The 26,715-nt window shown below is 41.6% G+C and carries 27 protein-coding genes; 21 read left to right on the forward strand and 6 right to left on the reverse strand.

Annotated features, from left to right (window positions below):
• From ABIB50_RS01190 to ABIB50_RS01200, 3 genes are read left to right on the forward strand one after another with little or no spacing between them, the layout of a single operon-like run.
• A complete protein-coding gene (locus ABIB50_RS01190; RefSeq protein WP_429376540.1) occupies positions 1 to 831 on the forward strand; it encodes a CheR family methyltransferase in 831 nt (276 codons plus the stop codon).
• Positions 821 to 1,408, forward strand: coding sequence for a chemotaxis protein CheB (locus ABIB50_RS01195; protein WP_429376541.1), 588 nt, complete (start codon positions 821 to 823; stop codon positions 1,406 to 1,408). The genes ABIB50_RS01190 and ABIB50_RS01195 overlap by 11 nt, the downstream gene beginning before the upstream one ends.
• Positions 1,409 to 1,435: 27 nt before the next feature.
• Positions 1,436 to 3,382 carry a response regulator gene (locus ABIB50_RS01200; RefSeq protein WP_429376543.1) on the forward strand — a complete coding sequence of 649 codons (1,947 nt, stop codon included), beginning with the start codon at positions 1,436 to 1,438 and terminating at the stop codon, positions 3,380 to 3,382.
• Here ABIB50_RS01200 and ABIB50_RS01205 read toward each other — a convergent pair.
• Positions 3,366 to 3,842: a methylated-DNA--[protein]-cysteine S-methyltransferase gene (locus ABIB50_RS01205; RefSeq protein WP_429376544.1), complete on the reverse strand. Its 477-nt coding sequence runs from the start codon at positions 3,840 to 3,842 to the stop codon at positions 3,366 to 3,368. The genes ABIB50_RS01200 and ABIB50_RS01205 overlap by 17 nt on opposite strands.
• A gap of 75 nt (positions 3,843 to 3,917) precedes the next feature.
• Here ABIB50_RS01205 and ABIB50_RS01210 point away from each other — a divergent pair, with 75 nt between their 5' ends.
• From ABIB50_RS01210 to ABIB50_RS01290, 17 genes are all read left to right on the forward strand, one after another.
• Positions 3,918 to 4,601: a heme exporter protein CcmB gene (locus ABIB50_RS01210; protein ID WP_429376546.1), complete on the forward strand. Its 684-nt coding sequence runs from the start codon at positions 3,918 to 3,920 to the stop codon at positions 4,599 to 4,601.
• A gap of 60 nt (positions 4,602 to 4,661) precedes the next feature.
• The gene (locus tag ABIB50_RS01215) at positions 4,662 to 5,867 is read left to right on the forward strand and encodes a carboxypeptidase-like regulatory domain-containing protein (protein WP_429376548.1); all 1,206 of its coding nucleotides are present in this window, start codon (positions 4,662 to 4,664) and stop codon (positions 5,865 to 5,867) included.
• A gap of 171 nt (positions 5,868 to 6,038) precedes the next feature.
• Positions 6,039 to 7,208 carry a carboxypeptidase-like regulatory domain-containing protein gene (locus ABIB50_RS01220; protein ID WP_429376549.1) on the forward strand — a complete coding sequence of 390 codons (1,170 nt, stop codon included), beginning with the start codon at positions 6,039 to 6,041 and terminating at the stop codon, positions 7,206 to 7,208.
• 19 nt (positions 7,209 to 7,227) lie between these two features.
• Positions 7,228 to 7,929 carry a cytochrome c biogenesis protein gene (locus ABIB50_RS01225; protein WP_429377454.1) on the forward strand — a complete coding sequence of 234 codons (702 nt, stop codon included), beginning with the start codon at positions 7,228 to 7,230 and terminating at the stop codon, positions 7,927 to 7,929.
• Between the two features lies 1 nt (position 7,930).
• On the forward strand, positions 7,931 to 8,140 hold the full coding sequence (locus tag ABIB50_RS01230) for a CcmD family protein (RefSeq protein WP_429376551.1): 210 nt from the start codon (positions 7,931 to 7,933) through the stop codon (positions 8,138 to 8,140).
• A 152-nt stretch (positions 8,141 to 8,292) separates the two neighbouring features.
• Complete coding sequence (locus ABIB50_RS01235; protein WP_429376552.1) at positions 8,293 to 9,729, forward strand: Glu/Leu/Phe/Val family dehydrogenase; 1,437 nt, start codon at positions 8,293 to 8,295, stop codon at positions 9,727 to 9,729.
• 150 nt (positions 9,730 to 9,879) lie between these two features.
• Positions 9,880 to 11,580 (forward strand): gliding motility-associated C-terminal domain-containing protein, encoded by a 1,701-nt coding sequence (locus ABIB50_RS01240; RefSeq protein WP_429376554.1) that lies wholly within the window; start codon positions 9,880 to 9,882, stop codon positions 11,578 to 11,580.
• Between the two features lie 179 nt (positions 11,581 to 11,759).
• Positions 11,760 to 13,451: a gliding motility-associated C-terminal domain-containing protein gene (locus tag ABIB50_RS01245; RefSeq protein WP_429376555.1), complete on the forward strand. Its 1,692-nt coding sequence runs from the start codon at positions 11,760 to 11,762 to the stop codon at positions 13,449 to 13,451.
• Positions 13,452 to 13,554: 103 nt separating this feature from the next.
• Positions 13,555 to 13,965 (forward strand): cytochrome c maturation protein CcmE, encoded by a 411-nt coding sequence (locus ABIB50_RS01250; RefSeq protein WP_429376557.1) that lies wholly within the window; start codon positions 13,555 to 13,557, stop codon positions 13,963 to 13,965.
• Positions 13,966 to 13,981: 16 nt separating this feature from the next.
• On the forward strand, positions 13,982 to 16,462 hold the full coding sequence (ccsA, locus tag ABIB50_RS01255) for a cytochrome c biogenesis protein CcsA (protein WP_429376559.1): 2,481 nt from the start codon (positions 13,982 to 13,984) through the stop codon (positions 16,460 to 16,462).
• A 99-nt stretch (positions 16,463 to 16,561) separates the two neighbouring features.
• The gene (locus ABIB50_RS01260; RefSeq protein WP_429376560.1) at positions 16,562 to 17,344 is read left to right on the forward strand and encodes a Rossmann-like and DUF2520 domain-containing protein; all 783 of its coding nucleotides are present in this window, start codon (positions 16,562 to 16,564) and stop codon (positions 17,342 to 17,344) included.
• A gap of 19 nt (positions 17,345 to 17,363) precedes the next feature.
• Positions 17,364 to 17,696, forward strand: a complete 333-nt coding sequence (locus ABIB50_RS01265; RefSeq protein ID WP_429376562.1) for a 2Fe-2S iron-sulfur cluster-binding protein — start codon at positions 17,364 to 17,366, stop codon at positions 17,694 to 17,696.
• Positions 17,697 to 17,828: 132 nt separating this feature from the next.
• Positions 17,829 to 18,071: a Fe-S cluster assembly protein IscX gene (gene iscX / locus ABIB50_RS01270; RefSeq protein WP_429376564.1), complete on the forward strand. Its 243-nt coding sequence runs from the start codon at positions 17,829 to 17,831 to the stop codon at positions 18,069 to 18,071.
• A gap of 46 nt (positions 18,072 to 18,117) precedes the next feature.
• Positions 18,118 to 18,315, forward strand: coding sequence for a hypothetical protein (locus ABIB50_RS01275; protein WP_429376566.1), 198 nt, complete (start codon positions 18,118 to 18,120; stop codon positions 18,313 to 18,315).
• 83 nt (positions 18,316 to 18,398) lie between these two features.
• Positions 18,399 to 18,920: a KdsC family phosphatase gene (locus ABIB50_RS01280; RefSeq protein WP_429376568.1), complete on the forward strand. Its 522-nt coding sequence runs from the start codon at positions 18,399 to 18,401 to the stop codon at positions 18,918 to 18,920.
• Positions 18,921 to 19,013: 93 nt separating this feature from the next.
• Positions 19,014 to 19,238 carry a hypothetical protein gene (locus ABIB50_RS01285; protein WP_429376569.1) on the forward strand — a complete coding sequence of 75 codons (225 nt, stop codon included), beginning with the start codon at positions 19,014 to 19,016 and terminating at the stop codon, positions 19,236 to 19,238.
• Positions 19,239 to 19,802 (forward strand): haloacid dehalogenase type II, encoded by a 564-nt coding sequence (locus ABIB50_RS01290; RefSeq protein ID WP_429377456.1) that lies wholly within the window; start codon positions 19,239 to 19,241, stop codon positions 19,800 to 19,802.
• On the opposite strand, the gene ABIB50_RS01295 is transcribed toward ABIB50_RS01290, so the two are convergent.
• The 4 genes from ABIB50_RS01295 to ABIB50_RS01310 are packed head-to-tail and all read right to left on the reverse strand — an operon-like array spanning position 19,803 to position 23,694.
• Complete coding sequence (locus ABIB50_RS01295; RefSeq protein ID WP_429376571.1) at positions 19,803 to 20,741, reverse strand: hypothetical protein; 939 nt, start codon at positions 20,739 to 20,741, stop codon at positions 19,803 to 19,805.
• A 9-nt stretch (positions 20,742 to 20,750) separates the two neighbouring features.
• Complete coding sequence (locus ABIB50_RS01300) at positions 20,751 to 21,731, reverse strand: carboxypeptidase-like regulatory domain-containing protein (protein ID WP_429376573.1); 981 nt, start codon at positions 21,729 to 21,731, stop codon at positions 20,751 to 20,753.
• Positions 21,732 to 21,744: 13 nt separating this feature from the next.
• Positions 21,745 to 22,707, reverse strand: a complete 963-nt coding sequence (locus ABIB50_RS01305; RefSeq protein WP_429376575.1) for a hypothetical protein — start codon at positions 22,705 to 22,707, stop codon at positions 21,745 to 21,747.
• 3 nt (positions 22,708 to 22,710) lie between these two features.
• Positions 22,711 to 23,694 carry a carboxypeptidase-like regulatory domain-containing protein gene (locus tag ABIB50_RS01310; protein ID WP_429376577.1) on the reverse strand — a complete coding sequence of 328 codons (984 nt, stop codon included), beginning with the start codon at positions 23,692 to 23,694 and terminating at the stop codon, positions 22,711 to 22,713.
• 178 nt (positions 23,695 to 23,872) lie between these two features.
• Between ABIB50_RS01310 and ABIB50_RS01315 the strand changes: the two genes are divergently transcribed.
• Positions 23,873 to 24,439, forward strand: coding sequence for a Maf family protein (locus ABIB50_RS01315; RefSeq protein ID WP_429376579.1), 567 nt, complete (start codon positions 23,873 to 23,875; stop codon positions 24,437 to 24,439).
• Positions 24,440 to 24,679: 240 nt separating this feature from the next.
• Here the strand turns inward: ABIB50_RS01315 and ABIB50_RS01320 are convergent, their stop codons facing one another.
• Positions 24,680 to 26,677 (reverse strand): M1 family metallopeptidase, encoded by a 1,998-nt coding sequence (locus ABIB50_RS01320; RefSeq protein ID WP_429376581.1) that lies wholly within the window; start codon positions 26,675 to 26,677, stop codon positions 24,680 to 24,682.
• Positions 26,678 to 26,715 lie beyond the last annotated feature (38 nt).

Consider the following 26,715-nt stretch of genomic DNA (forward strand, 5'->3'; position numbering starts at 1 on the left):
ATGCCAAACGCTGTCGAAACAATATCTGCACCCCAGGTTATCGAGATCATTGAGCTTGTAAAAAGAATATATGGATTTGATTTTGGCAGCTATACCAAGGCATCTTTAAAAAGGAGAATGACCCGTATAATGCAGTTGAGAAAGCTGCAGTTTTACGATTTGAAACATGTGTTGGTAAATGACCGGGCGTTCTTCCAGGATTTTTTAGAAGAGATCACGGTAAATGTTACCGAAATGTTTCGCGATCCATCATTTTACAAAGCATTTAACCAGCAGGTTATACCTTACCTGGCATCTTATCAGCATAGTAAAATATGGTGTGCTGGCTGCTCAACTGGCGAGGAGGCTTACTCACTGGCTATATTGATGCAACAGGCCGGACTGCGAAAAAAATCATTCATATACGGTACTGATATTAATACCGAATGTCTTAAAGAAGCAAAAAAAGGCATTTTTAGCCTGCGCAAAATTAAAAGCTATGCCGAAAATTACCAGCTTGCCGGCCTTGAGGGTTCAATAACAGATCATTTTACCATATTATATGACGCGGCAAGCATCCATAGCGAGTTGAAACAAAATACATTATTTTCCGTACACAATTTAGTGTCTGATAATGTGTTTAATGAGTTTCAACTGATCACTTGCCGCAACGTGTTTATTTATTTTGAGGTAGTGTTGCAGGAGCGCATCCTTGACCTGTTTTACAAGAGCCTGGCACCACTTGGCTTTTTGTGTTTGGGTGCTAAGGAAACCATACGATCCGACAGCTTCAGGAAAAAATTTAAGGTAATTAATCAAAAAGAAAATATATATCAGAAAATTGGCTCTTGACGATAATATAGTAAAACGCTGGCGCAATACCGACCTCCTTTTGTTAGGTGGTTCGGCAGGGTCGTTTAAGCCCATCTATAATTCGGTAAAAATTTTCCCAGCCAATCTTAATAAAACGGTGATCGTTGTTATTCACCGAAAAAAAAACTTTTTTAGCGAAATTGAAAAACTGTTTGCCGAAAGCAGCCGTATGTTGATGCGCGAAGTTAGTGACAAGGACATACTAAATAATAACACTATTTATATTGCGCCTGCAAACTATCATACCCTAATTGAAAAAGATAAGTCTTTTAGTTTGGATGTATCTGAGGCGGTATGGTACTCAAAGCCATCAATTGATGTGACCTTTGAGAGCGCGTCTGAAATATATAAGGAGCGTTGCACTGCGGTTTTATTTTCCGGCGCAAACGCCGATGGAGCAGAAGGCTTGTTAAAACTTCGCAACAACGGCGCGCTAACCATAGTGCAGGATCCGGATGAAGCTGAGATGAGCGAAATGCCGCAAGCGGCTGTTAAGATGAATGCAGCCGAATACATTTTAAAAACACAAGATATATTTGATCTTTTTCAACGATAAATAGTAGTACAGACCCTTATAATAATTATGCCGATCCCCGTAAATATTCTTATTGTTGATGATAGGATAGATAACATTGTGGCGCTTGAAGCTTTGTTGAGCCGGAGTGATATTAAGCTTTTTTCAACCACCTCGCCAAACGAGGCCCTTAAAATTGCCTGGGAAAATAATATTGCCATAGCACTGGTTGACGTGCAAATGCCAGAGATGGATGGCTTTGAGTTTGTTGAAGTGTTAAAATCAAACCCAAAGACCCGGGATATACTGGTGATTTTTGTGACTGCTATATCCAAAGAAACCAAATACGCTGTTAAAGGATTGGGCGTAGGCGCTGTCGACTACCTATACAAGCCACTTGATCCATATATAACATCGGCCAAAGTTGATTCATTTATACAATTGGCCCGGGCGCAGGCCGAGGTAAAACAAAAAAATGATGAGTTGCAGGATTTTGCCCTGGTAGTAAAAAATTCGGCGGATATTATTTGTGTTGTTGATGCCGAAACTTTTCGCATAAAAAGCATTAACCCTGCTGTAGAAACTATCCTGGGCTTTAAACAGGTAGAGCTCATTGGCAAAAGTATTGTAGACCGTGTGATAGATGAAGATAAAGCCGCTTTCCGTAAGCGGTTAGGCGACATTATTAAAGATAACATAACCCTGGCAGTGTTAGATTACCAGTTTGCTACCTTCGCTAAAAACCCCATATCGGCAGAGTGCCGGGTATCATATCGCAATAAAACATTGTTTTTTAACATCAATGATGTTACCCCTCAAAAAAGCTACGAGAGCCAGCTGATCAAATCAAAAGAAGCTGCCGAGATTGGTAAAAAAGCCAAAGAAAGCTTTTTGGCAAACATGAGCCATGAGTTGCGTACACCCATAAATGGCATCATAGGCTTAACCGCGTTATTGCGCAAAACCGAGGTTAACGACCAGCAAAGCAGTATGCTTGACCTGCTGGAGGTTTCATCGCAATCATTATTAGGAGTTATTAATGATGTGCTGGATATTTCAAAGATAGATGCCGGTAAGTTCAGCATCATAAGGTCGCCACATAATTTGAAGGATTTGATACAGTCTGTTTATCGCCTGCTTAAATTTAAGGCTGATGAAGAGCATATAGAGTTTTTTATGCATGTTGATCCGGAGATACCGGAGTACTTAATGATAGATTCATTAAGAATGAACCAGATCCTGATGAACTTGCTAAGCAATGCTATTAAGTTCACTAAAAGGGGGCATGTTAAGTTAACCGTATCGTTATTAAAAAAAGAAAGCGATAAAGTTAGACTACAATTTGCGGTAGAGGATACAGGTATAGGTATCCCCAAACACAGGTTGGCGGATATCTTTGAGTCGTTTGAGCAGGCTGATGATGAAACAACAAATAAATTTGGTGGTACCGGCCTGGGCCTTGCTATTGTTAAAAAACTGGTAGAACTAAAAGGGGGCGACCTTACTGTTGACAGCCGCATAGGCAAAGGCAGCATTTTTACTTTTACCAATAGGTATACTATAGCCGCCAAACCAAAGGACTTATTGGCCAAGAAGCCCGAACATTTGCTTAAGCCATTTAATAACATAACCGTGCTGGTGGCCGAGGATAATTTGGTTAACCAATTTATGTTAGCAAAAATATTGGCCGACTGGAAGGTGAAAGTAGATATGGTAAACAACGGGCTTAAAGCTATTGATAAGTTAAAAGAGAATGATTACGATATCATATTGATGGACACCCACATGCCGGAATTGAATGGTTACCAGGCAGCAAGAAAAATAAGGATAGATTTTGATGAGCCTAAACGGAGTATCCCTATCATTTCACTATCAGCCGCATCATTTGATCATGAGCAGCAGGAAGCTTTACTATCCGGGATGAACGATGTGCTGTCCAAGCCATTTTTGCCGGGCCAGCTGCACGAAAAAATGGAGAAATTATTAAACGAAAGGGCGGCTAAAGCTCAAGCTTAGTTTGCCCTACACCCATAACTTTTGCCTCGTGCTCAAGGAGCCATTGTTTGCGCCATAAGCCACCGGCGTAGCCGGTTAGGCTTCCGTTAGATCCAATAACCCTGTGGCAGGGCACAACTACCCACAAATTATTTTTGCCGTTGGCTGATGCTATGGCGCGGATAGCCAAAGGGCTGTTCATTCGTTGCGATTGCTGGTTGTAGCTTATGGTTTTGCCATATTCTATCTTAAGCAATTCATCCCAAACCTGCTGCTGGAATTCTGTACCATCTTGTTTTATCGGCAGATCAAAGTCTTTCCGCGTACCTGCAAAATATTCATCAAACTGCTTTGCCGTTTCTTTAAGTAAAGGCGTATCGGCAGGAGTAGCCTCATGTTCACCATCCAATATATGGATCCGGCTGATGAAACCATCTTCTTCAGTTATCTGGACTATACCCACCGGGGTTTTATAATACATTACTGGCATAAGGTAAATTTAGCTCTTTTTCACTAATCGCCAATTAACTAATCAACAATCACTATTTTTACCCCGATGAAACTCGTAGATCAAACGTGGGAGTTGTTTAAAAAAGAAATTGTGTTGGAATGGCGCTCTAAGTATGCTTTTAATGGTGTGCTGCTGTATGTGGTTTCAACAGTGTTTGTATGCTATATCTCTTTTAACCTTACCCCGGGGTTTGATAAAAGCCAGGGATACAAGGTGGTGTGGAACGTTTTGTTCTGGATCATCATCCTGTTTGCATCAGTAAATGCCATCGCCAAAAGTTTTATGCAGGAAAGCAAAAGCAGGCTGCTTTACTATTATGGTATCGCCAGTCCGCACGCTATTATCCTGTCAAAAACCATTTATAATATTTTGCTGATGTCATTACTTAGCATACTGGCATTACTGGTTTACCTTGTCTTCTTCACCAATACCATTGGCGACCCCTTATTTTACTTTTTAGTAGTGGTATTGGGCAGCTTCAGCTTCTCTACTGTTTTTACAATGATATCAGCCATTGCATCAAAAGCGGGTAATAACGGCACATTAATGGCGATACTGAGCTTCCCGGTTATTATCCCCGTTATTTTAATATTGATCCGCCTGAGTAAAAACGCGATGGATGGCATAGACCGCAGCGTTAGTTATGGCGATATTGGCGTGCTTTGTGCTATAAACGCTATAGTTATGGCAACAGCTTTGTTACTCTTCCCATATTTATGGCGCGATTAACAATACTAATACTTAAAATCCGTTTCTATTATCATTTTACAATACGCGTATAGCTACTACATGAAATTATTAAGGATATTATTACTACTCGTACTATTGCCTGTAATCGTCCGGGCACAAAGTGTAGCCATTACAGGTAAAGTTTTTGATGCAGATACTAAAGCGCCCGTACCCGGTGCCAGCGTATTTTTAAGCAGTTCATCCTTCGGTACTTCAACGGGTGCAGATGGGGCATTTGCATTACACGGGCTCAGGGCCGGGCAGTACATCCTGGTGGTTACCGCGGTAGGATACGAAAGTAATACAGAAACCATATTATTAAATACGGAGCCTGTTAAGCTGGATATAGGCTTGTCTATAAAAGTTACCCAACTTAAAGAAGTTAAAATAACCGGTATATCAAAGTCTGATAAAAAAGCGGCCCTTAAACGGTTTAAAGAAGAGTTTATCGGTACCGATAAAAACGCAGGCGATTGTAAAATTATAAACCCAGAAGTATTGAACTTTGCCTTCTATGAAGATAAACGCGTTTTAGAGGCATCGACCAATGAGTTTTTAGTTATCGAAAATAACGCTTTGGGCTATCGTATTAAATATATGCTTAAAAATTTTAAGAGCGATTTAAATACAGGTGATGTTACTTATGCCGGCAGCCAGGTTTTTGAAGAGATGGACGGCGGCGATTCGAAAAAGAAAAGATGGCATAAAAGACGAGATGAGGCTTATTATGGCTCGGCGAGGCATTTTTACAGAGCCTTAGGTAAAGATAGTTTGGCCGCTGCCGGGTTTAAGATCTATCGATTAACACGCCAGTTTAATACAAGGCGCCCTCCGGAGAATGTTATTGATGAAAATATAGAAAAGTACAGGCACTCCAGCATGGACTCTACTTTTTACTGGATGGGCGTTAAAAATAGCTCGCATTACACCAGGCAAAAGCTGATAGGCAGGGCGCAAGTGGCTGTAAACAGTATAGTGCAACTAACAGATAGGCAAGGGTTGTCGGCCCTTATGTTCCAGGATCATTTATATGTAGTCTACACAAAAAAATGGGAGACAACTTATTTTAGAGATGTATACCGTGTGCCCCATGATTTGAACTATGCCACCACAATAGTTAGTTATACAGGCGATAACCATGTGTTACTGTTTGATAAAAATGGCTCCATTATAGGCGATAGCCCGTTATATGAAGGCACCTGGTCGCAGGCCCGTCTGTCAACCTTATTGCCGGTTGATTATACGCCTTACGAAAAACAACCATAACAACTGTGTCCCGGCAAATTAAAACAAGATTAGAATATTTATATTTACGCTTGTTCTCCTTAATATTTTAGTTCTAAATGTTTTATTTAGCGGTTTAAAACACCCAGTGTTAAATTAAGTATGCGGTTTGCCCGGTTTATAGTGTTGTGTTTTCTTTACCCGGTTTTTACCATGGCGCAAACCGTGAGCATAACCGGTAAGGTTACATCAAAAGAAACCCATTCGCCGGTGCAACGGGCCAGTGTTTTTTTAAGCAACTCATCATTTGGTACCAGCACCGCAAACGACGGTACTTATAGCCTAAACAGGCTTAGGCCGGGCCAGTATACGTTGGTGGTAACCTCGGTAGGCTTTAGCGACTTTACACAAAAGGTACAGGTAGGTGATGACCCGATTACCTTAAACGTTGAGCTGGAACCAAAAGTAATTCAGTTGAGAGAGGTGGTGATTTCGACAACGGCCAAAGCCGACTGGAAAAGAAACTTCGAGCAATTTAAAAGAGAATTTATTGGTACAGATGCAAATGCAAAACTATGCCAGGTACTTAACCCCGACGTATTGTATTTTACCTATAGTAAAAAGAAGTTATTGTTAGGGGCCGAGACCGACAACTTCCTGGTGATTGAAAACCGTGGATTAGGTTATCGGGTTAAATTTTTGCTTAAAGATTTTAAAAGCGATGGGATAAATAACATAGTTAGCTATGGCGGGCAACGTTTATTTGAAGAATTACCCGGATCAAAATCACAAAAAAAGAAATGGGATGAAAACAGGGATATGGCTTACTATGGTTCGCCCATGCATTTTTACCGCGCGCTTTATACAGACCAGTTAACCCAGGAAGGATTTGAAGTGCGTCGCCTTACACGCTATTTAAACCCTGAGCGTCCAACCGACGAAATAATTCATCAAAGAATGACAAGGTATAAAACCTTCGCCCGTCCCGATTCGCTTAACCATTGGATAGATATTGCCAACTTTTCAAAATACACCCATGAAAGGATATCAACTGTCCCCTGGTATTCGGTCGAGTTATTACGAACCACCCAGCAGGCGGGTATTTATGCTATTACGTTCCCAAATTACCTATATGTAATGTATACCCGGAAGCGCGATGAGAATAATTATAAAGATATTTACCGCCCGTTGGACATGCCTAATTACGAAATAAGTGTGGTTACCTTGTTTAATAACCCGCCATACGCTTTATTTGATAAGAATGGCATTGTAATAAACGGCGACCCTCTATATGAAGGTGCCTGGAGCAAAGCCCGCTTGTCTGAACTATTGCCGGTTGATTATGTACCTACGCAAAGCTTCGAGGCACTTCAACATAAATAAGCGGTCAACATAAATAATTATTACATTTGCTGTCTCACATTTAAACATGAAATTTATATATCAAACATGGTGGAAAGTAATAGTAGTAATACTCATACTTTCTACATTTATAACCGGCTTGATACTTCCGGTACCCCGGTTAAACATCCTTCATGAAACCATACGCAACCTGTATTTCCATGTGCCTATGTGGATGGGGATGTTAGCTGTATTTTCTATATCGGTATTTTTTAGTATCAAGTATTTAAGCACGGGTAAGGAAGAGTACGACCTTGCATCGGTTGAGTGTGTAAATACCGGCCTTCTTTTTTATACCCTTGGATTAATAACGGGTATGATATGGGCAAAGTTTACCTGGGGCGAATTTTGGAGCGGCGATCCTAAACAGAACAGCGCAGCCATCGCTTTCTTACTGTATTGCGCGTATATCGTATTACGTAATTCGATTGATGAAGAGCAAAAACGAGCTAAGATCTCGTCAATATATAATATTTTTGCTTTCCCAATAATGATTGTGTTAATATTTGTGTTGCCAAGGATGACAGATTCATTGCACCCCGGCAGCGGTGGTAACCCTGCCTTTGGTAAATACGACTTGGATAGTGGTATGAAAGTGGCATTTTATCCCGCCATGTTAGGCTGGAGTTTTTTGGCCATATGGATAGCTACCCTGCGTTACCGTATCCGTTTAATTGAAAACAAAAGAAACAGCATATACTAACATGAAAAGATCTATATCCTTATTAATATTCCTTTTATCTTTTGTAACGGCATTTGCCCAGCAAACACAATCTGTTGAAATGGCCGACGCGTTTCGCAGCTCGGGTAAAATATATGTGGTAATAGCCACAATTGTTATAATTTTTCTCGGTTTGGCCATTTATCTGTTCTCGATAGACAGGCGATTAAAAAAAATCGAAAAAGAAAAGTAGTCCAAAAAATACGCTATAATTGTTTAAACATAGTTTTTATACTATTGTTACCAGAAGTATACAGTATAATGACATAATAAATTGCGAATTTGTTAAAATTTGTATCAAATTTGCATCCTTTATTAAGAAAATCATATTTATAACAACAAATTATGGCTACAAATAATCCAGCCGCTAATCAGGAAACACACTTCTTTGCCGACGTGTGCGGTAACTTTGATTATGCAGCACAATTTACCAAGCACGATGCCGGTCTGTTAGACCAAATAAAATCATGTAATAGTGTCTATCGTTTTCGTTTCCCTATTCGCCGTGGCAATAGCTTTGAGGTAATTGACGCCTGGCGCGTTGAGCACTCGCACCACCAGTCGCCAACAAAAGGCGGTATCCGCTACAGCGAAATGGTTAACGAGGACGAAGTAATGGCGCTTGCCGCCTTAATGACCTACAAATGCGCTATCGTAAACGTTCCGTTTGGTGGCGCTAAAGGTGGTATTAAGATCAACCCTAAAAACTACACCGTACAGGAGTTAGAGAATATAACCCGCCGTTATACGGTGGAACTAATCAAGAAAAACTTTATTGGCCCCAGCATTGACGTACCTGCACCCGATTACGGAAGCGGCGAACGCGAAATGAGCTGGATAGCCGACACCTATGCTACCATGAACCCGGGCCAGCTGGATGCTATGGGCGCTGTTACCGGCAAACCAATTGCCTTGCATGGCATAGCAGGCCGCCGCGAAGCAACAGGCAGGGGAGTGGCTATTGCTGCCCGCGAATGTGTAAGCGTTGCCGAGGATATGCAAAAGTTAGGTTTAACGCCTGGCGTAGCCGGTAAAAAGGTTATTGTACAAGGTTTAGGTAATGTGGGTTATTACTCGGCTAAGTTTATGTCTGAATTTGGCGCGCTGATAGTTGGCTTATGCGAATTTGAGGGAGCTGTCTATAACGAGGATGGATTAGATGTTGAGGCCGTGTTTCAGCACCGTAAAGCCACCGGATCTATCCTGGGCTACGCTGGTGCCAAAAAAGAATTTAAGAACACCATGGAAGGCCTGGAGCAGCCATGTGATATCTTAATACCTGCTGCGTTAGAGAATCAGCTTACTGTTGACAATATCCGCAACATTAAAGCTAAAATTATAGTTGAAGGCGCTAACGGCCCAACCAGCCCCGAAGCCGAAGATATATTTTACCAAATGGGTGGTATTGTAGTGCCTGATATGTATGCCAACGCCGGTGGTGTTACGGTATCCTACTTCGAATGGTTAAAAAACCTTTCGCACGTAGCTTTTGGCCGTATCAACCGCAGGTTTGAAGAAACTACCAACCTTAACCTGGTAAACATGGTTGAAGGTATCACCGGTACTTCTTTAACTCCCCTACAACGCGCGACCATTGTTAAAGGCGCGTCCGAGCTGGAATTGGTAAACTCTGGTTTAGAGGATACCATGATCCGCTCGTATCATGAAATAAGAGAAACATATAAAGCCAATGATAAAATTGACGGTATGCGTACCGCAGCATTGGTAGGCGTTATTAATAAAATAGCGGTGTCTTACCAAAATTTGGGTATCTGGCCGTAATAATGTTTTTTAATTTAACGAGAAAGGGCCCCGATAGTTCGGGGCCCTTTCTCGTATAAATAAAGGTTTACAATATCTTAATGTAATAATTAAAATGATTTACATATAAGTAAACAATGTTTCTTAAATTTATTTTTTTCAGTTACCCCTGTGTTCAAAAAGATATTTATACTATTCCTGTTTATTAGTGTTAAATCACTCGCTCAGACCTTGCCATTTAATATTGGTTTTGAGGATGGATCGTTTGCTGGTTGGGTATGTGCTGCAGGTGTTATAACAACCGATGGGACGATAAATTTAAGAATCGTAGACCCAATTCCGGGGCAGCACACTCTTTTTAGAAGATTAAATGATGGTAATGGATTAGACCCTTATGGCGATTTCCCGGTTGTGTGTCCAAACGGAAGCAATTATTCTATACGATTAGGTAATGAACAAACCGGAGCACAAGCCGAAGGTATAAGTTACACTTTTACGGTGCCCAGCCTTAGCCAGTCAAGTATAACATTTAATTACGCTGTTGTTTTGCAAAATCCTCCTCATGGCGCAAATGAACAACCTAAATTTACTGCGAAGGTGTATGATATTACCGACGATAAATATGTTGATTGTCCGTCATTTGACTTCGTAGCCGGAACTTCATTACCGGGATTTAATTTGTCATCAAAAAAGGCGACCGGAGGCCGGGGCGCAGCAATAGACATTTATTATAAAGATTGGTCGACAGCAACGATAGACTTGCGCAGTTATATAGGAAAACAAATGCGCATTGAGTTTGCAACAAATGATTGTACTAAAGGTGGTCATTTTGGTTATGCATATCTTGATGTAGGCGACGAGGGCACCAGGCCCCCCATTACAGGAAATGCTTATTGTGCAACCCAAACGTCTGTTACATTAAAAGGCCCCATCGGTTATTCAGAGTACTTATGGTATAATGATGATTTTTCAAAGTTTATTGGCAGTGGGCAAGTGCTTAAAATATCACCCGCCCCGCCTAATCTTGCTAAATATGCTTTAAGGATATTACCATATGACGGTGTGGGCTGTGTTGATACGCTAAACACCGTTATTAATAAAATTGATAATGGGTTTAGATTAAAACTGGTTGATACCGTACACGGTTGCGCCAATACCGGGGTCGATCTTACTACCGCATATGTAACCGATGGCAGTAGTCCCGGGATGAAATACACCTACTTTCTTGATGGGGAGGAAAAAGCGCAGGTAAACAATCCTAAAGCAATTGTAACCTCAGGCATTTATTATATAAAAGGTATAAACAATGAGGGGTGCGAGAGTACATTACCTATATATGTTAAGATAGAACCCCCCGTTTTAAAGCTTAGTAAACCTGAACCGGTTACTTTTCCAGCAACGGTAGACTTGTCAACCACCTACGTAAAACAAAGTGGTTTATCCTATAGCTATTATACGGATGCCACCGCCACAATCCCTTTAACAAATTATAGGGCTATAGATCATACAGGCAAATTTTATGTCAAAGCTATAAATACTTATGGGTGTAGTGCTATAGCAAGCGTTGATGTCACAATTTTACCGCCACCCCCTTATATTATATCAGCGGTAAACGCTTTTACACCTAACAATGATGGCGTGAATGATTATTTTAATTTACATATTGAAGGATATGTAAAGTTTAATAAACTCGATGTATTCAATCGTTACGGCAATTTGGTATATACAGCCAAATCTTCGGACACATCATGGGATGGCAGCTTTAATGGTAAAAACTTACCTGCCGGTACCTATTACTGGCTGTTTGATGGTACGGATACTTTTTACAATACCAAAATAACCAAAAGTGGGTCGGTTGCTATTATCCGATAGATCGTAATTATCCCTCCCCAAAAAAAAATCTATAGGGCTTAAATCGGGCCGCGAAATTCAATCTACAACTTCAAGCAACGCTTAGCTACATGCTAACGTAATAGCTAATATCTAATTAGCTATAATACCTAATGTTTCTTAAATTCACTTTTTAAGACAAATGCCCCGTGTTTAAAAACTTGGTTATAATATTCTTATTATTAAGCGTAACATCGTTTGCTCAAAGCTTGCCTGCTAACATAGGCTTTGAAGACGGTTCGTTTAATAATTGGAATTGTGGCGCAGGCACAATAAACGGACAAGGAGTAATTAGTATGGGCACAAGTGCGCCTATTCAGGGACGGCATACTATTTTTAATAAGCAGGCAGATGCGCAGCGGGTTGATCCCTATGGTAAGTTTCCTGTTGTTTGCCCCAATGGCAGCAATTACTCTGTAAGGTTAGGAAATGACGATGTAAAACACGAAGCCGAAAGTATTAATTACACTTTTTTTGTACCTACCGAATCGAGCTTAGCTTATGCCATAACTTTTAATTATGCCGTGGTTTTGCAAAACCCGCCGCACAAGGATTTTGAACAGCCTCGGTTTACCGCGCGTGTTTATGATGTATCAGACGGGAAATATGTTAGCTGCCCATCTTTTGATTTTATAGCGGGGTCGCTGCCCGATTTTAAACAGGCGCCTCAAGTATTAAAAGATAGTGATGGTTTGGTATCGCCGGTATATTATAAAGATTGGTCGACAGCCACACTCGATCTGCACAAATACCTGGGTAAATTGATGCGGATTGAATTTACTACCAACGATTGCGTTTATAACAGGCACTTTGGCTATGCTTATATTGATGTGGACGAAGGTAAATCGGCACAGCCAATTCAGGGCGCTACTTATTGCCCCGGGCAAAAATCAATTATGTTAAAAGGCCCCGAAGGATTTGCCGGCTATGAATGGTATAATGAGGATATGTCGCAAAAGCTCAGTACCGGGCAAAATTTTGAGTTATACCCGCCGCCGCCAAACCTAACCAGGTATGCGTTAAAAGTTACACCTTACTCCGGATTGGGCTGCGAAGACGTTTTATATACTATGGTAACAAAAGTAGAAACCGATTTTAAGCTGCAATTAGTAGATACCGTATACGGCTGCCCGGAAAGCGGGGTTGATTTAACAGGTAAATTTGTAACGGAGGGCAGCAGTAACAGATTAACTTATTATTATTATGAGGATGCTTCACTATCCACCCATTTGCGCGACTCGACACACGTGGTGCTGCCCGGAACTTATTATATACAAGGGATAGGCGAGAACGGCTGCTCTGACGCAAAACCCATTCATGTTAAGCTTACCCCACCCGTCGTACAGGTTACCGACCCCGAGCCCGCCAGATACCCGGCAACAGTGGATGTTACAAGGACATTTGTAAAGCAGCCCGGCAATACGTATGGTTATTATGCGGATATACACGCCACCATACCGTTAACCAATTATACAGCAATAGATAAAAGCGGAATGTATTTTATCAAAGTGCAAAGCGCTTTTGGCTGCGAACAGATAATGCCGGTGCGGGTAACTGTGTTACCGCCGTTACCCTATGTTGTAACTGCACCCAATGTTTTTACCCCAAATAACGATGGCGTGAATGATTTTTTCGCGCTGCATATAGAAGGTTATGTAAAATTTGGCAACCTGGATATTTTTAACCGAAATGGGCAGTTAATGTATTCCACAAAATCACAGGCAGCCTTTTGGGACGGTAATTTTAAAGGTAAGGACCTGCCGGCCGGTACCTATTACTGGATCTTTGATGGGTTAGATACCTATTACAATAACAAGATCAAAGAAAGTGGCTCCATCTCTATCATTCGATAATTTATTTAGATAAATTCTAAATAATATATATCCTTAGTAATAAACATTATTACCTGTACGTTTTGTATTTTTGTGACCTTTAATTAAAAGAAATAAACCGTAAATGAAAAAGTCTTCCATATTTGGTCTTGTTGTAATAGCCATAGCTATTGCCGTGATCATCAGCGTTTATTCTACCTCAAGTACCTATGGCTCGTTTAAGGATGCAAAAAGTACAGACACAGAATTGCATGTTGTAGGCCATCTAAATAAGCAAAAGCAACTATATTACGACGCTACAAAGGATGCCAATTACTTTTCATTTTATATGAAGGATAACAAGGGCGAAGAATGTAAAGTAATATTCACAGGTAGTAAGCCACAAGATTTTGAACGTTCTGAACAAATTGTTTTAACGGGTCAAATGCAAGGTAATGAGTTTCATGCCAAACATATATTGATGAAGTGCCCGTCTAAATATAAGCAGGATCAGGTAGAAGTTACCGAGGTCAAAGCAAAACAAGCCAACATATAACATATATTATTTTTTAATGGATACAGCTTTTAAAGGCGAACACCTTTTACCGGGCCACCTGGGCCAGTTCTTTACTATTTTGGCATTTGGCTCGGCCCTGTTTGCGGCAATAAGCTACTATTTTGCAACTACCAACCCTGTTGATACTTCATGGAAACGCCTGGGCCGTTTGGGCGCTTATATCAATACCATAGCTGTTATAGGTATTGGCGTTTGTTTATACTACATCATCTTAAATCACCTTTTTGAGTATTATTATGCCTGGGAGCACTCCTCAAGAGCGTTACCAACCCATTATATCATCTCGAGTTTTTGGGACGGGCAGGAGGGCAGCTTCTGGCTATGGACCTTCTGGCAGGCAGTATTAGGAAATATCCTGATCTGGAAAGCCAAATCATGGGAAACCCCGGTGATGGCCGTAGTTTCGTTATCGCAGGCAATACTGGCAACTATGCTTATCGGCGTTGATATATTTGGCAGCCGTATAGGTACCTCTCCGTTCATTTTGCTTCGCGAAGCTATTAACCTTAAAGAGCAGGTACCAATATATGCAACCAATCCAGAGTATTATCACAATTATTTAACCTACATAAAAGACGGTAACGGCATGAACCCGTTATTGCAAAATTATTGGATGGTTATCCACCCGCCGACGTTGTTTTTAGGTTTTGCGTCAATGGTTGTGCCTTTCGCTTACGCAATAGCGGGCCTTTGGCAAAAGCGTTATAAGGATTGGGTGCATGCAGCTATCCCGTATGCTTTGTTTGCCATGATGATATTGGGTACCGGTATTATTATGGGCGCGTTCTGGGCGTATGAGTCTTTATCGTTCGGTGGTTTTTGGGCCTGGGACCCGGTAGAAAATGCTTCCATCATCCCATGGTTAATATTGGTTGGCGCAGTACACGTTATGATCGTTTACAAAAACACCGGCCACTCTTATATTACCGCGGCCATTTTGGTGCTGATGAGCTTTGTTTTGGTATTGTACGCATCGTTCTTAACACGCAGCGGTATTCTGGGTACAACTTCGGTACACTCGTTTACTGATGCAGGCATGTTCTGGCACTTAGTGGCTGATGTAGTGATCTTCCTGTTGATCGCCATAGCTTTACTGGCTATCCGCTGGAAAGAATTACCGCGCACAAGCAAGGACGAAGAAACCTATTCGCGCGAATTCTGGATGTTTGTCGGGGCGATATTTTTATGCCTGTCGTGCTTCCACCTGGTGGTGGTATCATCTATTCCGGTATGGAACGCCATGTTTGGCACCAAACTGGCCCCGCCGGCCGATCCGATAAAGCATTACAATATTATACAGGCATCGTTTGCCGTGGTAGTTACGTTACTAACCGGCTTTACCCAATTTTTAAAATATAAAAAAACCGATACCACCAAGTTTGTTATCACCAGCGCAGTTTATTTGGTGATAGCAGGTTTACTTACCCTGCCGGTTGTTTATTTTACCGGCGCTAACAAACTAAACTTTGTATTTATATTGATAATGGTAGGCGCCATTTATTCGGTTTTAGCTAACGGAAAGGTATTGGCAGATGCATTAAAAGGTAAATTTAAGCTGGCCGGTTCGGCAGTAGCGCACATTGGTTTTGGGCTGATAATGATAGGCGCTTTAATATCTGCAGGCACCAGCAAGGTAATATCAGAAAATACAACCGGCGGCGGGCAGATCACCGAAGAGTTTGTTAAAGCAAAAAATAACCCGCGCGAAAACATCACCCTGTATAAAAATCAGCCTGTCGTGATGGGCAAGTATACCGTTACCTATTTCGGCGATTCTATAGCCCCACCTAACCATTATTTTAAAATGAGTTATAAGGTGATTGATGCTAATGGTAAGGTTACCGAAGAGTTTATATTAAAACCCAACGCACAGGCAAATGCCAAGATGGGTTTGATCGCATCGCCGGATACGAGGCACTATTTATTTAGCGACCTTTATACGCATGTTACTTATACCAACGCTATGGAAATAGGCGAGGGTACAGAAGCGGCGGGCCACGACGAAGCTAACGACGATAAAAAATACGAAGCCCCTTTCACCCGCGAGGTTGCACCGGGAGATACTATCCGTTTTAGAGATGGCTATGCTATATTAAGCAGCATTGGCCGGATTGATAAAGTGCAGGATATTACACTTACCGATAAAGATGTTGCCATAGGCGCCAAGTTACAGGTTGTTGCTAACGGCAAAAATTACGTTGCCGAGCCGGTGTACATGATCCGTAACAACAACGCGTTTGATTTTGCCCGCAAGGTTGAAGAGGCTGGTATAAAATTACGTTTCACTAAAGTACTGCCGCAAAAAGGTAAGGTAGAAATAACCCTTTACCAGCAACCGGAAAGCGCTAAGAAATGGATAGTAATGCGTGCCATCGAATTCCCGTATATTAACTTCCTGTGGTCGGGTACTATAATTATGGTTATTGGTATTTTGATTTCTATTTTTAGAAGAAATAAGGAGTTGAAGAATACATAATCAACCCCTCCCAGCCCTCCCCAAAGAAGAGGGCTTTGAATAGCATTATTAATTAACAAGATATAAAAGTCTCCCCGAAGGGAAGATTTAGAGGGGCTTATGCGTATCACCATCATCGGTTCGGGCAATGTAGCCACACATTTGGCAGCGGCGTTTAAAAACGCCGGGCACCGCATTGTTCAGGTTTACAGCCGCGATATGCAGAACGCCGCGTTACTGGCTTACCATGTTAAAGCTGAGCCAGTTGATGATCTGATCCTTATCGATCCTGAAACAGATATCTTTATCATAGCTGTTAAAGATGACGCTATTGGCTTAATAGCCGAGCAGCTGGCACCTTACCAAAAACTAATGGTGCATACCTCGGGCGCTACTGACCTATATGCCTTACTTGCATTCAGTGATAACGTTGGTGTTTTTTACCCACTGCAAACTTTTAGCAAGGCTAAGGAAGTTAACTTCCGTACCGTACCGCTTTGTATTGAAGGCGCTGATCAGGCTATCGGTAAACAGTTAAAAGAGCTTGCGCAGGGCATTAGTAACAGTGTTTATGATATCAATAGCGCGCAGCGGAAAACATTGCACCTGGCAGCTGTATTTGCCTGCAATTTCCCTAATTACCTGTATAACATCGCGCAGCAAATTTTGGCACAGCATGATCTTAATTTTGATCTTATTCGCCCGTTAATATTGGAGACTGCAGAGAAGGTGCAAAATAACTTACCTGCTGCTGTGCAAACCGGCCCGGCTGTACGTAACGACGAAACTACAATGAATAACCACCTGCAATTGTTAAAAGACATGCCCGGGTTACAGCAATTATATACTTTATTAAGTCAGGGCATTATCAAAATGGACATTGACCGGCACGGGGATAAGTAATTTTGTTACTTTTGCCAAAATGAATATTTTTAAAGTAAAGATAAACTTTGAGGAGGCGGGCCATGAAACAGTTGAGCTGCCTATTGCCGAGGGAGAATCTGTGTTAGATGTTTGCCTGGAAAATGGCATAGAGTTACAGCATAATTGTGGTGGCGTATGCGGTTGCAGCACTTGCCATATCTACGTTAATAAGGGTGCAGACAACGTTCAGGAGATTTCTGATAAGGAAGAGGATTTTATTGACCGTGCCGTTAACCCGCGTATTACTTCAAGATTAGGCTGCCAGTGCGTAATGATAGACGGAGATATTGAAGTTACCCTGCCCAATCAATCGCAGTTTTTAGGACACTGATAAGGTTGTACGTATTACGTTTGACGTTATACGTGGCGGTTATAAAGATAAAGACGTACTACGTACAACGTATCACATACAACAGAAAATAAAACGTACTACGTATAACGTACCACGTATAACAAAAAACAAATGACAGACGATAAATTTGCCCTGCCGATACACTGGAACGATCATGAAGACATCGCGATGTCGCTTTATGAAAAGTTTGGAGATGACTTTAACGAATCAAGAATATACCGCATCCGTTTTACCGACCTGTTAGAGTGGGTGCTGTCGTTGCCTAATTTTGCAGGTACCCGCGAAGAGTCATCCGAGGGACATTTGGAACAGATCCAGTCGGCCTGGGTTTATGAGTGGCGCGATAATCAATAATCTTTATAATAGCTGTAATCTTAAAATAGTTAATTAAATTTGTTACATGGAAAGCATCGTAATTAACCCAAAAACAAAAGATGAGGCCAAACTTATTACTGACTTATTGGAAAAGATGAATATCTCTTCAAAAGTTATTAGCGACGAAGAAAAGGAAGATATGGGACTGCTAATGATGATGAAAGAAGCTGATATGACTGATAGGGTATCGCGCGAAGAAGTTATGAAAAAACTGGCTTCATAAATGACCGCACCAAAAAGATATCTATAAAGTATTCCCATAATAATCTGTGCAATCACATCCTCTAATCAGTGTAATCCTTTCCAATGGAATCATTTTTAAATAAGCTAAAAGACATTACCACTTTTATTTTTGATGTGGATGGTGTATTAACCGATGGTTCTGTATTTGTTACCGAAACCGGCGAGCAAAGCCGCTCTTTTAACATTAAGGACGGTTATGCTTTACAGTTAGCAGTTAAGTGTGGTTATAATGTTTGCGCCATATCGGGTAGCCGTTCTAAAACTGCTATCTACCGTTTAAACAGCCTGGGTATTACCGATGTATTTATAGGCGCCCACGTAAAAACAGATAAATTTAAAAACTACCTCGAGTCAAAGCATATCCTGCCAACTAATGTGCTGTATATGGGTGATGATATCCCTGATTTGGGTGTAATGAAGTTAGCCGGCCTGCCTGTTTGCCCTGCAGATGCCTGCGAGGAAATAAAAGCAGCAAGCCAGTATATATCACCGCTTGGTGGCGGCAAAGGCTGCGCCCGCGATGTGATTGAAAAAGTGCTCAAGATCCAGGATAAATGGATGAGCGAAGAATCATATAGCTGGTAGGCTATTTCATCAAGGATTTATTGGGTTTGGTGTAAAGTGTTGCCTAAACCGCGGGATATTTTTTAGTATTGCAAATATTTTGAATACTAAGATATGAATGAACTTGACCCAAAACCCGGAAATTATACAACCAAATCAACCGTCAGCCGGCGAATCTTTATAGCTATTACCACAGGTGGATTAGCAAGTATAGCCCTTGCCCCGGCAATTATCGCACAAAAAAAAATAAAAGCTATTGCATTTGATGCATTTGTAATATTTGATCCCCGGCCCGTGTTTAAGTTAGTTAACCAACTGTTTCCGGATAAGGGTAATTAACTGGCAGACACCTGGCGCACTAAACAATTTGAATACACCTGGATCCAAACCTCTGCAGGTCAATATACAGATTTCTGGAAGGTGACAGAAGACGCACTGCTATTTGCCGCCGCCAAAATAGGCATTAGCTTAAACGCGGCAGATAAGGCTCAACTCATGGCTCAATACACTAAACTTGAAGCCTGGCCGGATGTGTTACCTGCGTTGAAAAAACTGCGCGAGCGCGGGATACGCTTGATGTTTTTATCGAACATGACCGGTAAGATGCTTAGAGCTAACAGCCGGAATGCACAGATCAGTGAATACTTTGAAACAATGATAAGTACCGACCAGGTTAAAACATATAAACCAGCGAAGGCTGCCTACCAGTTAGGCATAGACCATTTGAAACTAAAAAAAGAAGAAATTTTGTTCGCCGCATTCGCGGGATGGGATGCATGCGGTGGTAAATGGTTTGGATATCCAACCTTCTGGGTAAACAGGCAAAGCGCGCCTGCCGAAGAACTCCAGGTTACTCCCGACGGCATGGGCAAGAATATGAATGACCTGCTTAATTATATTTAATCAGTATTTTATTACCGCGCTCATGGCCAAATCCGTTCCAAATGGCATAAAATAACTAAAGGGTTTCCACTCGTGTTTAAAATTTAGCGCCCATATGTTCACCTTCTCGCCGGTAGCTGCCGATATACCTATGGCGGGGTGGTAGTTAGGCATCCTTGTCATCTTTTTTTCCTTCGGATTATAAGTTATAGAGTAGCCTGCATTATAAAAATCGCGCAGCCACTCAACCGCTACAAAAAAGGTGGTACCGGGTATGACGATGTTGTATTTTTTTAGGTTGATAGATACCTGGCTGCCGCTGCTTTTTTTCTCTTCAATTATTTTAGTACAAAGGTCGCGACCGGGGCCGTGGGTTATCGGATCAATATCATAGATCCGGACCCTGAATTTGGTACGATCAAGATATACCAGCCCCGTCCAGGTATGGTCTGACAGGTCAAGCCCAAAAGCAAGCCGGTTTAAGGTTATTTCTTTTAAAAAAACACCGGGCTTGCTGGTATAAAATTGCTGGGCCAGCTGCAGGTATTCAAAATTTGCAGTTTCGGTGTTAATACCCGCATAATGTACTATGTCTTGTTTACGGTAATCATTCAGCAAGGTATCATCCTTATATTTTACTTTTTGGTTATTAATTTCGATGGTGTACCTGGTTAGGCGTATCGTATCCATGTTGCTTAACGCGTTTAACGGTATTTTAAAAGGTATATAGGTTTGCGTATTTAAAATTACGGTGTCAAGCATACGGCTTAAATCGCCCGGGATTTTAAATATACCGTCCTGTTCGGTAGTTATGGATAGTTTGGCTCTAACTATAGTTACTGCTGTTGATGCCACCGGCTTACCGCTTAAACTATCAACTACATAAAACGTATTCATTTTTTGCTGGGCGTTTGCTACCAGGGTAAATGTGCAGGCTATTAGCGTAAATATCTTTTTCATAACCAAACATTAATAATGTACAGTGGCTGATAAGGCCACGTCCCACGGATCATATCCCTGGGTAGCTTGCCAGCCGCGGCCAACTTTAGTATAAAGTACGGCAGGTTGCAATGTTTTTTCATTCATATAGCCTATCAAAAAAGGTTGATAAGATACCCGGTATTCTGATGCATCTTTAAGCATTTGGTAGCCATGCTTTGTAGTCCAGTCGAGCTTAGGCGAGTTAGACACTTCAAATATCTCATTGTAAGGTGTTATTAGCCATTCAATAGCTACATAGAATTTTTCGCTTGGAATAACGACGTACTCTTTACTCAGATCAATATCAACCCGTGCGGAATTATCTGATAAAGAAACAGTTTTGGTAAATAGTACATCGCCGGGGCCGCCAACGTCAGCTTCCGCCATAACATGTATTAAAAATTTAGTATACTTATTACGTACAGCATAAGTAGGGCTTGTAGGTAGGTCCTGCCGGCCCAATGCAATGCTGGTTAAAATTGCATTGGCTCGCGGTGCTGTAAAAAGTTTAGCTAATGGTACACGTTGAACAATAACCTGGGTTGCGTGATAGTATAAGTTACTTCTGCCACTGTTTTTTAAATCATAATTTAAAAAACGGCCCAATATAATCTGTTTAACTTTTTTATTGTTGATAAAAACCTCATTAAGCTCTGTGTTTGCGGCCTCCAGCGCAATTAGCACATGTGGCAGATAGGCCGATACCGGTAATTTAAATGGTTTATAACCTACGCATGTAAATAGCAGTGTGTCATTTTTTTCATGGCTTTCATACATTAAGCTGAAGTAGCCACGCTCGTTAGTTTGGGTTGCTGCCCGCTCTCTTAATAGTTTTACGGTTACACTGGGTATAGCAATATCTGTTATACTGTTAATAACCTGTCCATCGTATACACTTTGCCCCAGGCAAATTATAGGTAAGGAGCATAGTACCAGTAATAAAATACGATAGCGATTTAGGCTTGCCATGTTACTAAAGTTATTAATATTTAATCACCGCCTTTATAGCAAGATCTGTAAAATCGGGCGAGTAATCGGTAAAAGGTTTCCATTCATGTTTTAAATTAAGTGCCCATATATTTAATTTATCTCCTTTTATGGGCGATATGCCTATTGATGGCCTGTAATTGGTTAGTTTTTTTATTTTCCTGTAGTCGGCGTTATACACGCGTGTATAGGTCATGTTATAATAATCGCGCAGCCATTCTACCGCTATAAAAAATGTTTTATGGGGGATAATGATATTGTAAGTTTTTAAATTTGTACCCACCCCACTCTCATCCCGGTCCTTAATTTCTATTGTTTCATTACAAAGGTCCTTACCCGGCGCACCCGTTGCAGGGTCAATATCATATACTCTGATTCTGAATTTGGTGTGCTCCAGTTCTGTATACCTATTTTGGTAAGGGTCTCGGTCCCTACCTCCGGCCCAGTCATAATTAAGGTTAAAAGCCAGCCGGTGTATAGTCACATTTTTCAATATGGTACCTTCCTTTGCAACAGTAAATTGTTGGGCCAGCTGCAAATACCCAAACGGGCTATCGCCGCTATGCAAGCCGGTATAATACCCAACATCCTCTTTCCTGTAGTCGTTTAACAAGGTATCAGCTTTTACATTCACCCTTATATTACTTACTGTTGGGCCCGGCAATTTTTTTAGCCATAGGGTATCCAATCCATTTAGCAGATGCAGCTGAATTTTGCGTTCCGCATAATTTTGTACATACAATATAACGGTATCCCGCATTTTATCCAGGTCGCCGGGTATGGCGAACACCCCATCTTTTTCGGTAGTGATAGATAGGCCGGCCCTTATAATGGCTACAGACACTGATGGAACCGGCTTGCGTGTATCCTCGTCAATCAAATGAAAAGTATTTATTTTTTCTTGCGCGTTTGCGTATAAAGAAAAAATGCAGGCTATTATTAAAAGCGCTTTTTTCATATTTTAATATCTTACTGTCGCAGATAAAGCAAGCTGCCAGTTCGTAGACATTGGTTGCCATTTAACATTATCTTTTGATATCCAGCCATAGGTGCGTTTAGAGCCGGGAAATAACGTAAGGAACGGTTGATACATGATGGTGTATTCAGAAGCGTCCTGCAACAATTGTTTGCCTTTTTTTGTTGTCCGCCTTACTTTATTTTCTACATCCAGCTTAATAACCTCGTTACGTATTACTTTTAGCCACTCAACCGCTATGAAAAATTTGTCGGCAGGTATTACTATTTTTTCGTCTTTCAGGTCTATCGTCACTTTTAAAGAATTATCGTTTAATACTATCTCTTTTGTGAAGATCTTTTGATCGGGTTGTCCGCTTATTGTATCACACGTCATAACATGTATTAAAAAGCGCGCATACTTATTTGATGTAGCTAAAGGGAAGTTTACCAATTTGTCGGGGATATCCAGGTCGCGCCTGCCCAGTGCTATTGTAGTAAGCAGCGCGTTAGGGGCCGGGGCTGTAAAAAGTTTGGCAAAAGTGCCAGGCGTATAAAAAGGGGCAGTTCTATAGATCGCGTAATAGTCGTTCATCAGATCTTTAATGTCCGATACACCAAACCTGTCCAACGTTTCAGTTTTAAGCTCGCCGCTGCGGATGTTTACCTGCGCCAATTGGTTATTTGCCGGGGTAAGCGGAATAAATATCTGGTTTTGGTAAAGCGATAACGGCAACAGAAAAGTTTTATAGCCAACGTAGGTAAAAGCCAGCGTATCATTAGCTATGTTATGATCAACAATTAACCTAAAGTAACCGTGCTCATTAGTTTTAGTGGTCGATTTCGCTTTTATTAAAGTTACGTTAACATCGCCAACGGGGGTTTCTGTTATAGCGTTTATAACTTGCCCCTGGTATACAGCCTGCCCAAAGCAAAATGCTGGTAAGAAATTTAACAACAGTAAAATGTAACGATAGTTTAGGCGTATCATGCCACTAAGCTATTTGTAATTTATGAATTATTTACGTACTTATAAGTCAGGAATTTTATTTGATAGAATGTTTACAATCAATTTATGTTCAATTGGTTAAGCCAATAATATATTATGCCGGTTTCATTTGTTTCATCATGCCGGTGAAACAGCTTAACTTTACACCGTAAAAAAAACTATGAATAAATTTCCACCTATCATATTAGCCTCTAAATCGCCACGCCGGCAAGAACTGTTAAAATTAATGGACCTTGATTTCCGCATCGTGTTAAAAGAGGTTGACGAATCATACCCTGATAACCTTACGCCCGAAGAGATTGCCTTATATATCGCTCAAAAAAAAGCTACCGCGTTTGACGAAACAGTAGGCGATGAACTGGTGCTTACTGCTGACACCATAGTAAGCATTGACGGCCACATATTAGGAAAGCCCGAAACCGAACAACATGCCATCGAAATGCTGCAGATGCTCTCGGGCAAAGTGCACCAGGTTATTACCGGTGTTTGCCTGTTTTATAAACAGCAATACCATAGTTTTTATGATGTATCTGATGTTACGTTTCGTACGCTTACGAATGACGAGATCATCAATTATGTAACTAAATACAAACCAATGGATAAAGCCGGATCATACGGCATACAGGAATGGGTAGGGGTTACAGCTATTGTAAAGATTGACGGATCGTACACCAATGTGGTTGGTTTACCTACAGAAAAGCTCTACCAGGCGTTAGTGAAACTATAAATAGGTGTGATCCACTTTGGGCGATCCACTAATCAAAAAGTGGCTAAAAATGCTGGTTGTACAATTGTTTGATTTCCAGTAAATTAAGTAAAATTTAAGCTCAATAGTCCTGACGAATAAGAGTGATCCAAAGTGATCCGCTCAAAAAGTTAAAACATTTATTTACAACAGGTTAGACAGAAATAGTGATCCGGGTGATCCACTTTTTAAAGTGGATCACCCGGATGTGAATTCGTTAACTTACTTCACCTTCAAAACATTATTCTTCCTGTTCACATCAGGCAGCGCGTTATCCGGATCAATAGTTACTGATTCGGCTTCGGTTGTAGTTGGTATAGTAAACGTAGTAGCTTTATTCTGAATCCAGGTTTCAACAGGTAAGTAAATGCGCTCTGTACTGCCATTCTTCAATTTAACCTCAACCGTAAAAGGCATAGCCATTGGTTGCTTGTTGGCTATGGTTACCTGGATGCCGTTTTGTGCTTTACCATCAACATATTTGGTGCTGATTAACGCCAGGTCAAGGCTATAATTATTATAGAACCAGCCGCGCCAAAACCAGGCAAGGTCCTCGCCGGCACCGTTCTCCATTGATCGGAAGAAGTCGTTTGGCTGCGGATGTTTAAAGGCCCATTTTTGGATATAGTTTTTAAAAGCATAATCAAACCTGTCCTTGCCTAAAATTTGCTCGCGCAGCAATATCAGGCCAAAAGCAGGTTTAAAATAGGTTAGGGGATGGCGATATTTCTCGGGTATCGCATCCGGGTTGGTCATAATGGTTGGCGATTCAGGATCGGTTATAGCCGGGATGATCTCATCGGCGGGGTTACCGCCGCCGGGAGCGTATTCGCCATCGCGTTTAGGCGCATATTCGCCTTTATTAAATACGTCAGACGCGTATACATCAATAAAGGTATTAAAACCTTCATCCATCCACGCATGGCGGCGCTCATTGCTGCCAACTATCATGGGGAACCAGTTGTGGCCTATCTCATGCGCTGTTACCCAGAACAGATCCTTGCCCTTGTCTCCAATGCCATCAAACAGAATACCCGGGTACTCCATGCCGCCGGCAATACCGGCCTCGTTAACAGCACAGGGATACGGATAGACAAACCATTTGGCCGAGAAGTATTCGATAGCGCCTTTCAGGTATTCGGTCGATCTTCCCCAGGCATCATTACCCGCACTCTCTACAGGGTATACAGACATGGAGAGCGACTTTTTGCCACCGGGAAGGTTGATCCTTGCGGCATCCCACATAAAGGCTTTAGAGGCCCCAAACGCCACATCGCGGGTGTTCATCATTTTAAAGTGCCAGGTAAGGGTTCCCCTGTTAACCGGGCGCGATGCCGGGTCGGTAACTTCGGCAGCACTGCGTATCATAATGGTTTTATCGCTGTTATGGGCCTGGTTGTAGCGGGCCAGCTGTGTAGCTGTCAATACTTCAGCAGGGTTCATCAATTCGCCCGATCCGGCCACGATCATATCCCATGGAACGGTGACATTGTAGTCAATATCGCCATACTCGCAATAAAACTCGCCGCTTCCTAAAAAGGGTAGGGTGTCCCAACCCTGCGTATCATCGTATACACACATCCGCGGGAACCATTGCGCTATTTCATAGATCTTGCCGTTTTTGGTATCGCAATAATCGGTACGGCCGCCAAAAGCGCCGGGTATAGTATAGTGATATTTTATTGACAGGGTAATCTTACCGCCTTTAGCAGCCAACGCACCTGGCAGGCGTATTTGCATGCGGCTGTCATTAATTACGTAATAGGCTTTTTCTGTCTTGCCGTTTAGCGAGATCAATATGGATTCAACCTGGTACCCGCTGGTATGTGCTGTTGCAGCCGGCTGATTACCCGTTACAAAGTTTGAGCGTGCATTCTTTTTATAGGTGTTCTGATCCATCTGCAGCCATAAAAATTGCAGCGCATCCGGGCTGTTATTGGTATAGGTGATGGTAGCATCGCCGGTTAACGTTTTGCTAACCGTATCAATATTAGCTTTTAATTTATAGTCGGCACGGTTTTGCCAGTACTTTGGGCCCGGGTCGCCGTTTGGCGAATGAACTTCATTTCCCTTCTCGGTATAAAAACCCGGCGCAAATAGGCTGGCCGGATAATAGTTTGAATTGATGGTATCGTTACTGGTGTTACGGGGCTTTCTTTGTGCCTGTGATGCAATAGTGGATAAAAGGGCGACGCCCAGCAGCGTAAATTTTAATTTCATGTGTATCAGTTAAGGACAGCAAGATACACATGATAGTG

Origin of the sequence: Mucilaginibacter sp. UYCu711 (genome assembly GCF_050433825.1) — a bacterium.
In the GTDB taxonomy this organism is placed as follows: domain Bacteria; phylum Bacteroidota; class Bacteroidia; order Sphingobacteriales; family Sphingobacteriaceae; genus Mucilaginibacter.

Coding starts and splice junctions, on each gene's coding strand:
- ABIB50_RS01190 (WP_429376540.1), top strand. CDS start 1: ATGCCAAACGCTGTCGAAACAATATCTGCACCCCAGGTTATCGAGATC.
- ABIB50_RS01200 (WP_429376543.1), top strand. CDS start 1,436: ATGCCGATCCCCGTAAATATTCTTATTGTTGATGATAGGATAGATAAC.
- ABIB50_RS01205 (WP_429376544.1), bottom strand. CDS start 3,842: ATGTATTATAAAACCCCGGTGGGTATAGTCCAGATAACTGAAGAAGAT.
- ABIB50_RS01210 (WP_429376546.1), top strand. CDS start 3,918: ATGAAACTCGTAGATCAAACGTGGGAGTTGTTTAAAAAAGAAATTGTG.
- ABIB50_RS01215 (WP_429376548.1), top strand. CDS start 4,662: ATGAAATTATTAAGGATATTATTACTACTCGTACTATTGCCTGTAATC.
- ABIB50_RS01220 (WP_429376549.1), top strand. CDS start 6,039: ATGGCGCAAACCGTGAGCATAACCGGTAAGGTTACATCAAAAGAAACC.
- ABIB50_RS01230 (WP_429376551.1), top strand. CDS start 7,931: ATGAAAAGATCTATATCCTTATTAATATTCCTTTTATCTTTTGTAACG.
- ABIB50_RS01235 (WP_429376552.1), top strand. CDS start 8,293: ATGGCTACAAATAATCCAGCCGCTAATCAGGAAACACACTTCTTTGCC.
- ABIB50_RS01250 (WP_429376557.1), top strand. CDS start 13,555: ATGAAAAAGTCTTCCATATTTGGTCTTGTTGTAATAGCCATAGCTATT.
- ccsA (WP_429376559.1), top strand. CDS start 13,982: ATGGATACAGCTTTTAAAGGCGAACACCTTTTACCGGGCCACCTGGGC.
- ABIB50_RS01260 (WP_429376560.1), top strand. CDS start 16,562: ATGCGTATCACCATCATCGGTTCGGGCAATGTAGCCACACATTTGGCA.
- ABIB50_RS01265 (WP_429376562.1), top strand. CDS start 17,364: ATGAATATTTTTAAAGTAAAGATAAACTTTGAGGAGGCGGGCCATGAA.
- iscX (WP_429376564.1), top strand. CDS start 17,829: ATGACAGACGATAAATTTGCCCTGCCGATACACTGGAACGATCATGAA.
- ABIB50_RS01275 (WP_429376566.1), top strand. CDS start 18,118: ATGGAAAGCATCGTAATTAACCCAAAAACAAAAGATGAGGCCAAACTT.
- ABIB50_RS01280 (WP_429376568.1), top strand. CDS start 18,399: ATGGAATCATTTTTAAATAAGCTAAAAGACATTACCACTTTTATTTTT.
- ABIB50_RS01285 (WP_429376569.1), top strand. CDS start 19,014: ATGAATGAACTTGACCCAAAACCCGGAAATTATACAACCAAATCAACC.
- ABIB50_RS01295 (WP_429376571.1), bottom strand. CDS start 20,741: ATGAAAAAGATATTTACGCTAATAGCCTGCACATTTACCCTGGTAGCA.
- ABIB50_RS01300 (WP_429376573.1), bottom strand. CDS start 21,731: ATGGCAAGCCTAAATCGCTATCGTATTTTATTACTGGTACTATGCTCC.
- ABIB50_RS01305 (WP_429376575.1), bottom strand. CDS start 22,707: ATGAAAAAAGCGCTTTTAATAATAGCCTGCATTTTTTCTTTATACGCA.
- ABIB50_RS01310 (WP_429376577.1), bottom strand. CDS start 23,694: ATGATACGCCTAAACTATCGTTACATTTTACTGTTGTTAAATTTCTTA.
- ABIB50_RS01315 (WP_429376579.1), top strand. CDS start 23,873: ATGAATAAATTTCCACCTATCATATTAGCCTCTAAATCGCCACGCCGG.
- ABIB50_RS01320 (WP_429376581.1), bottom strand. CDS start 26,677: ATGAAATTAAAATTTACGCTGCTGGGCGTCGCCCTTTTATCCACTATT.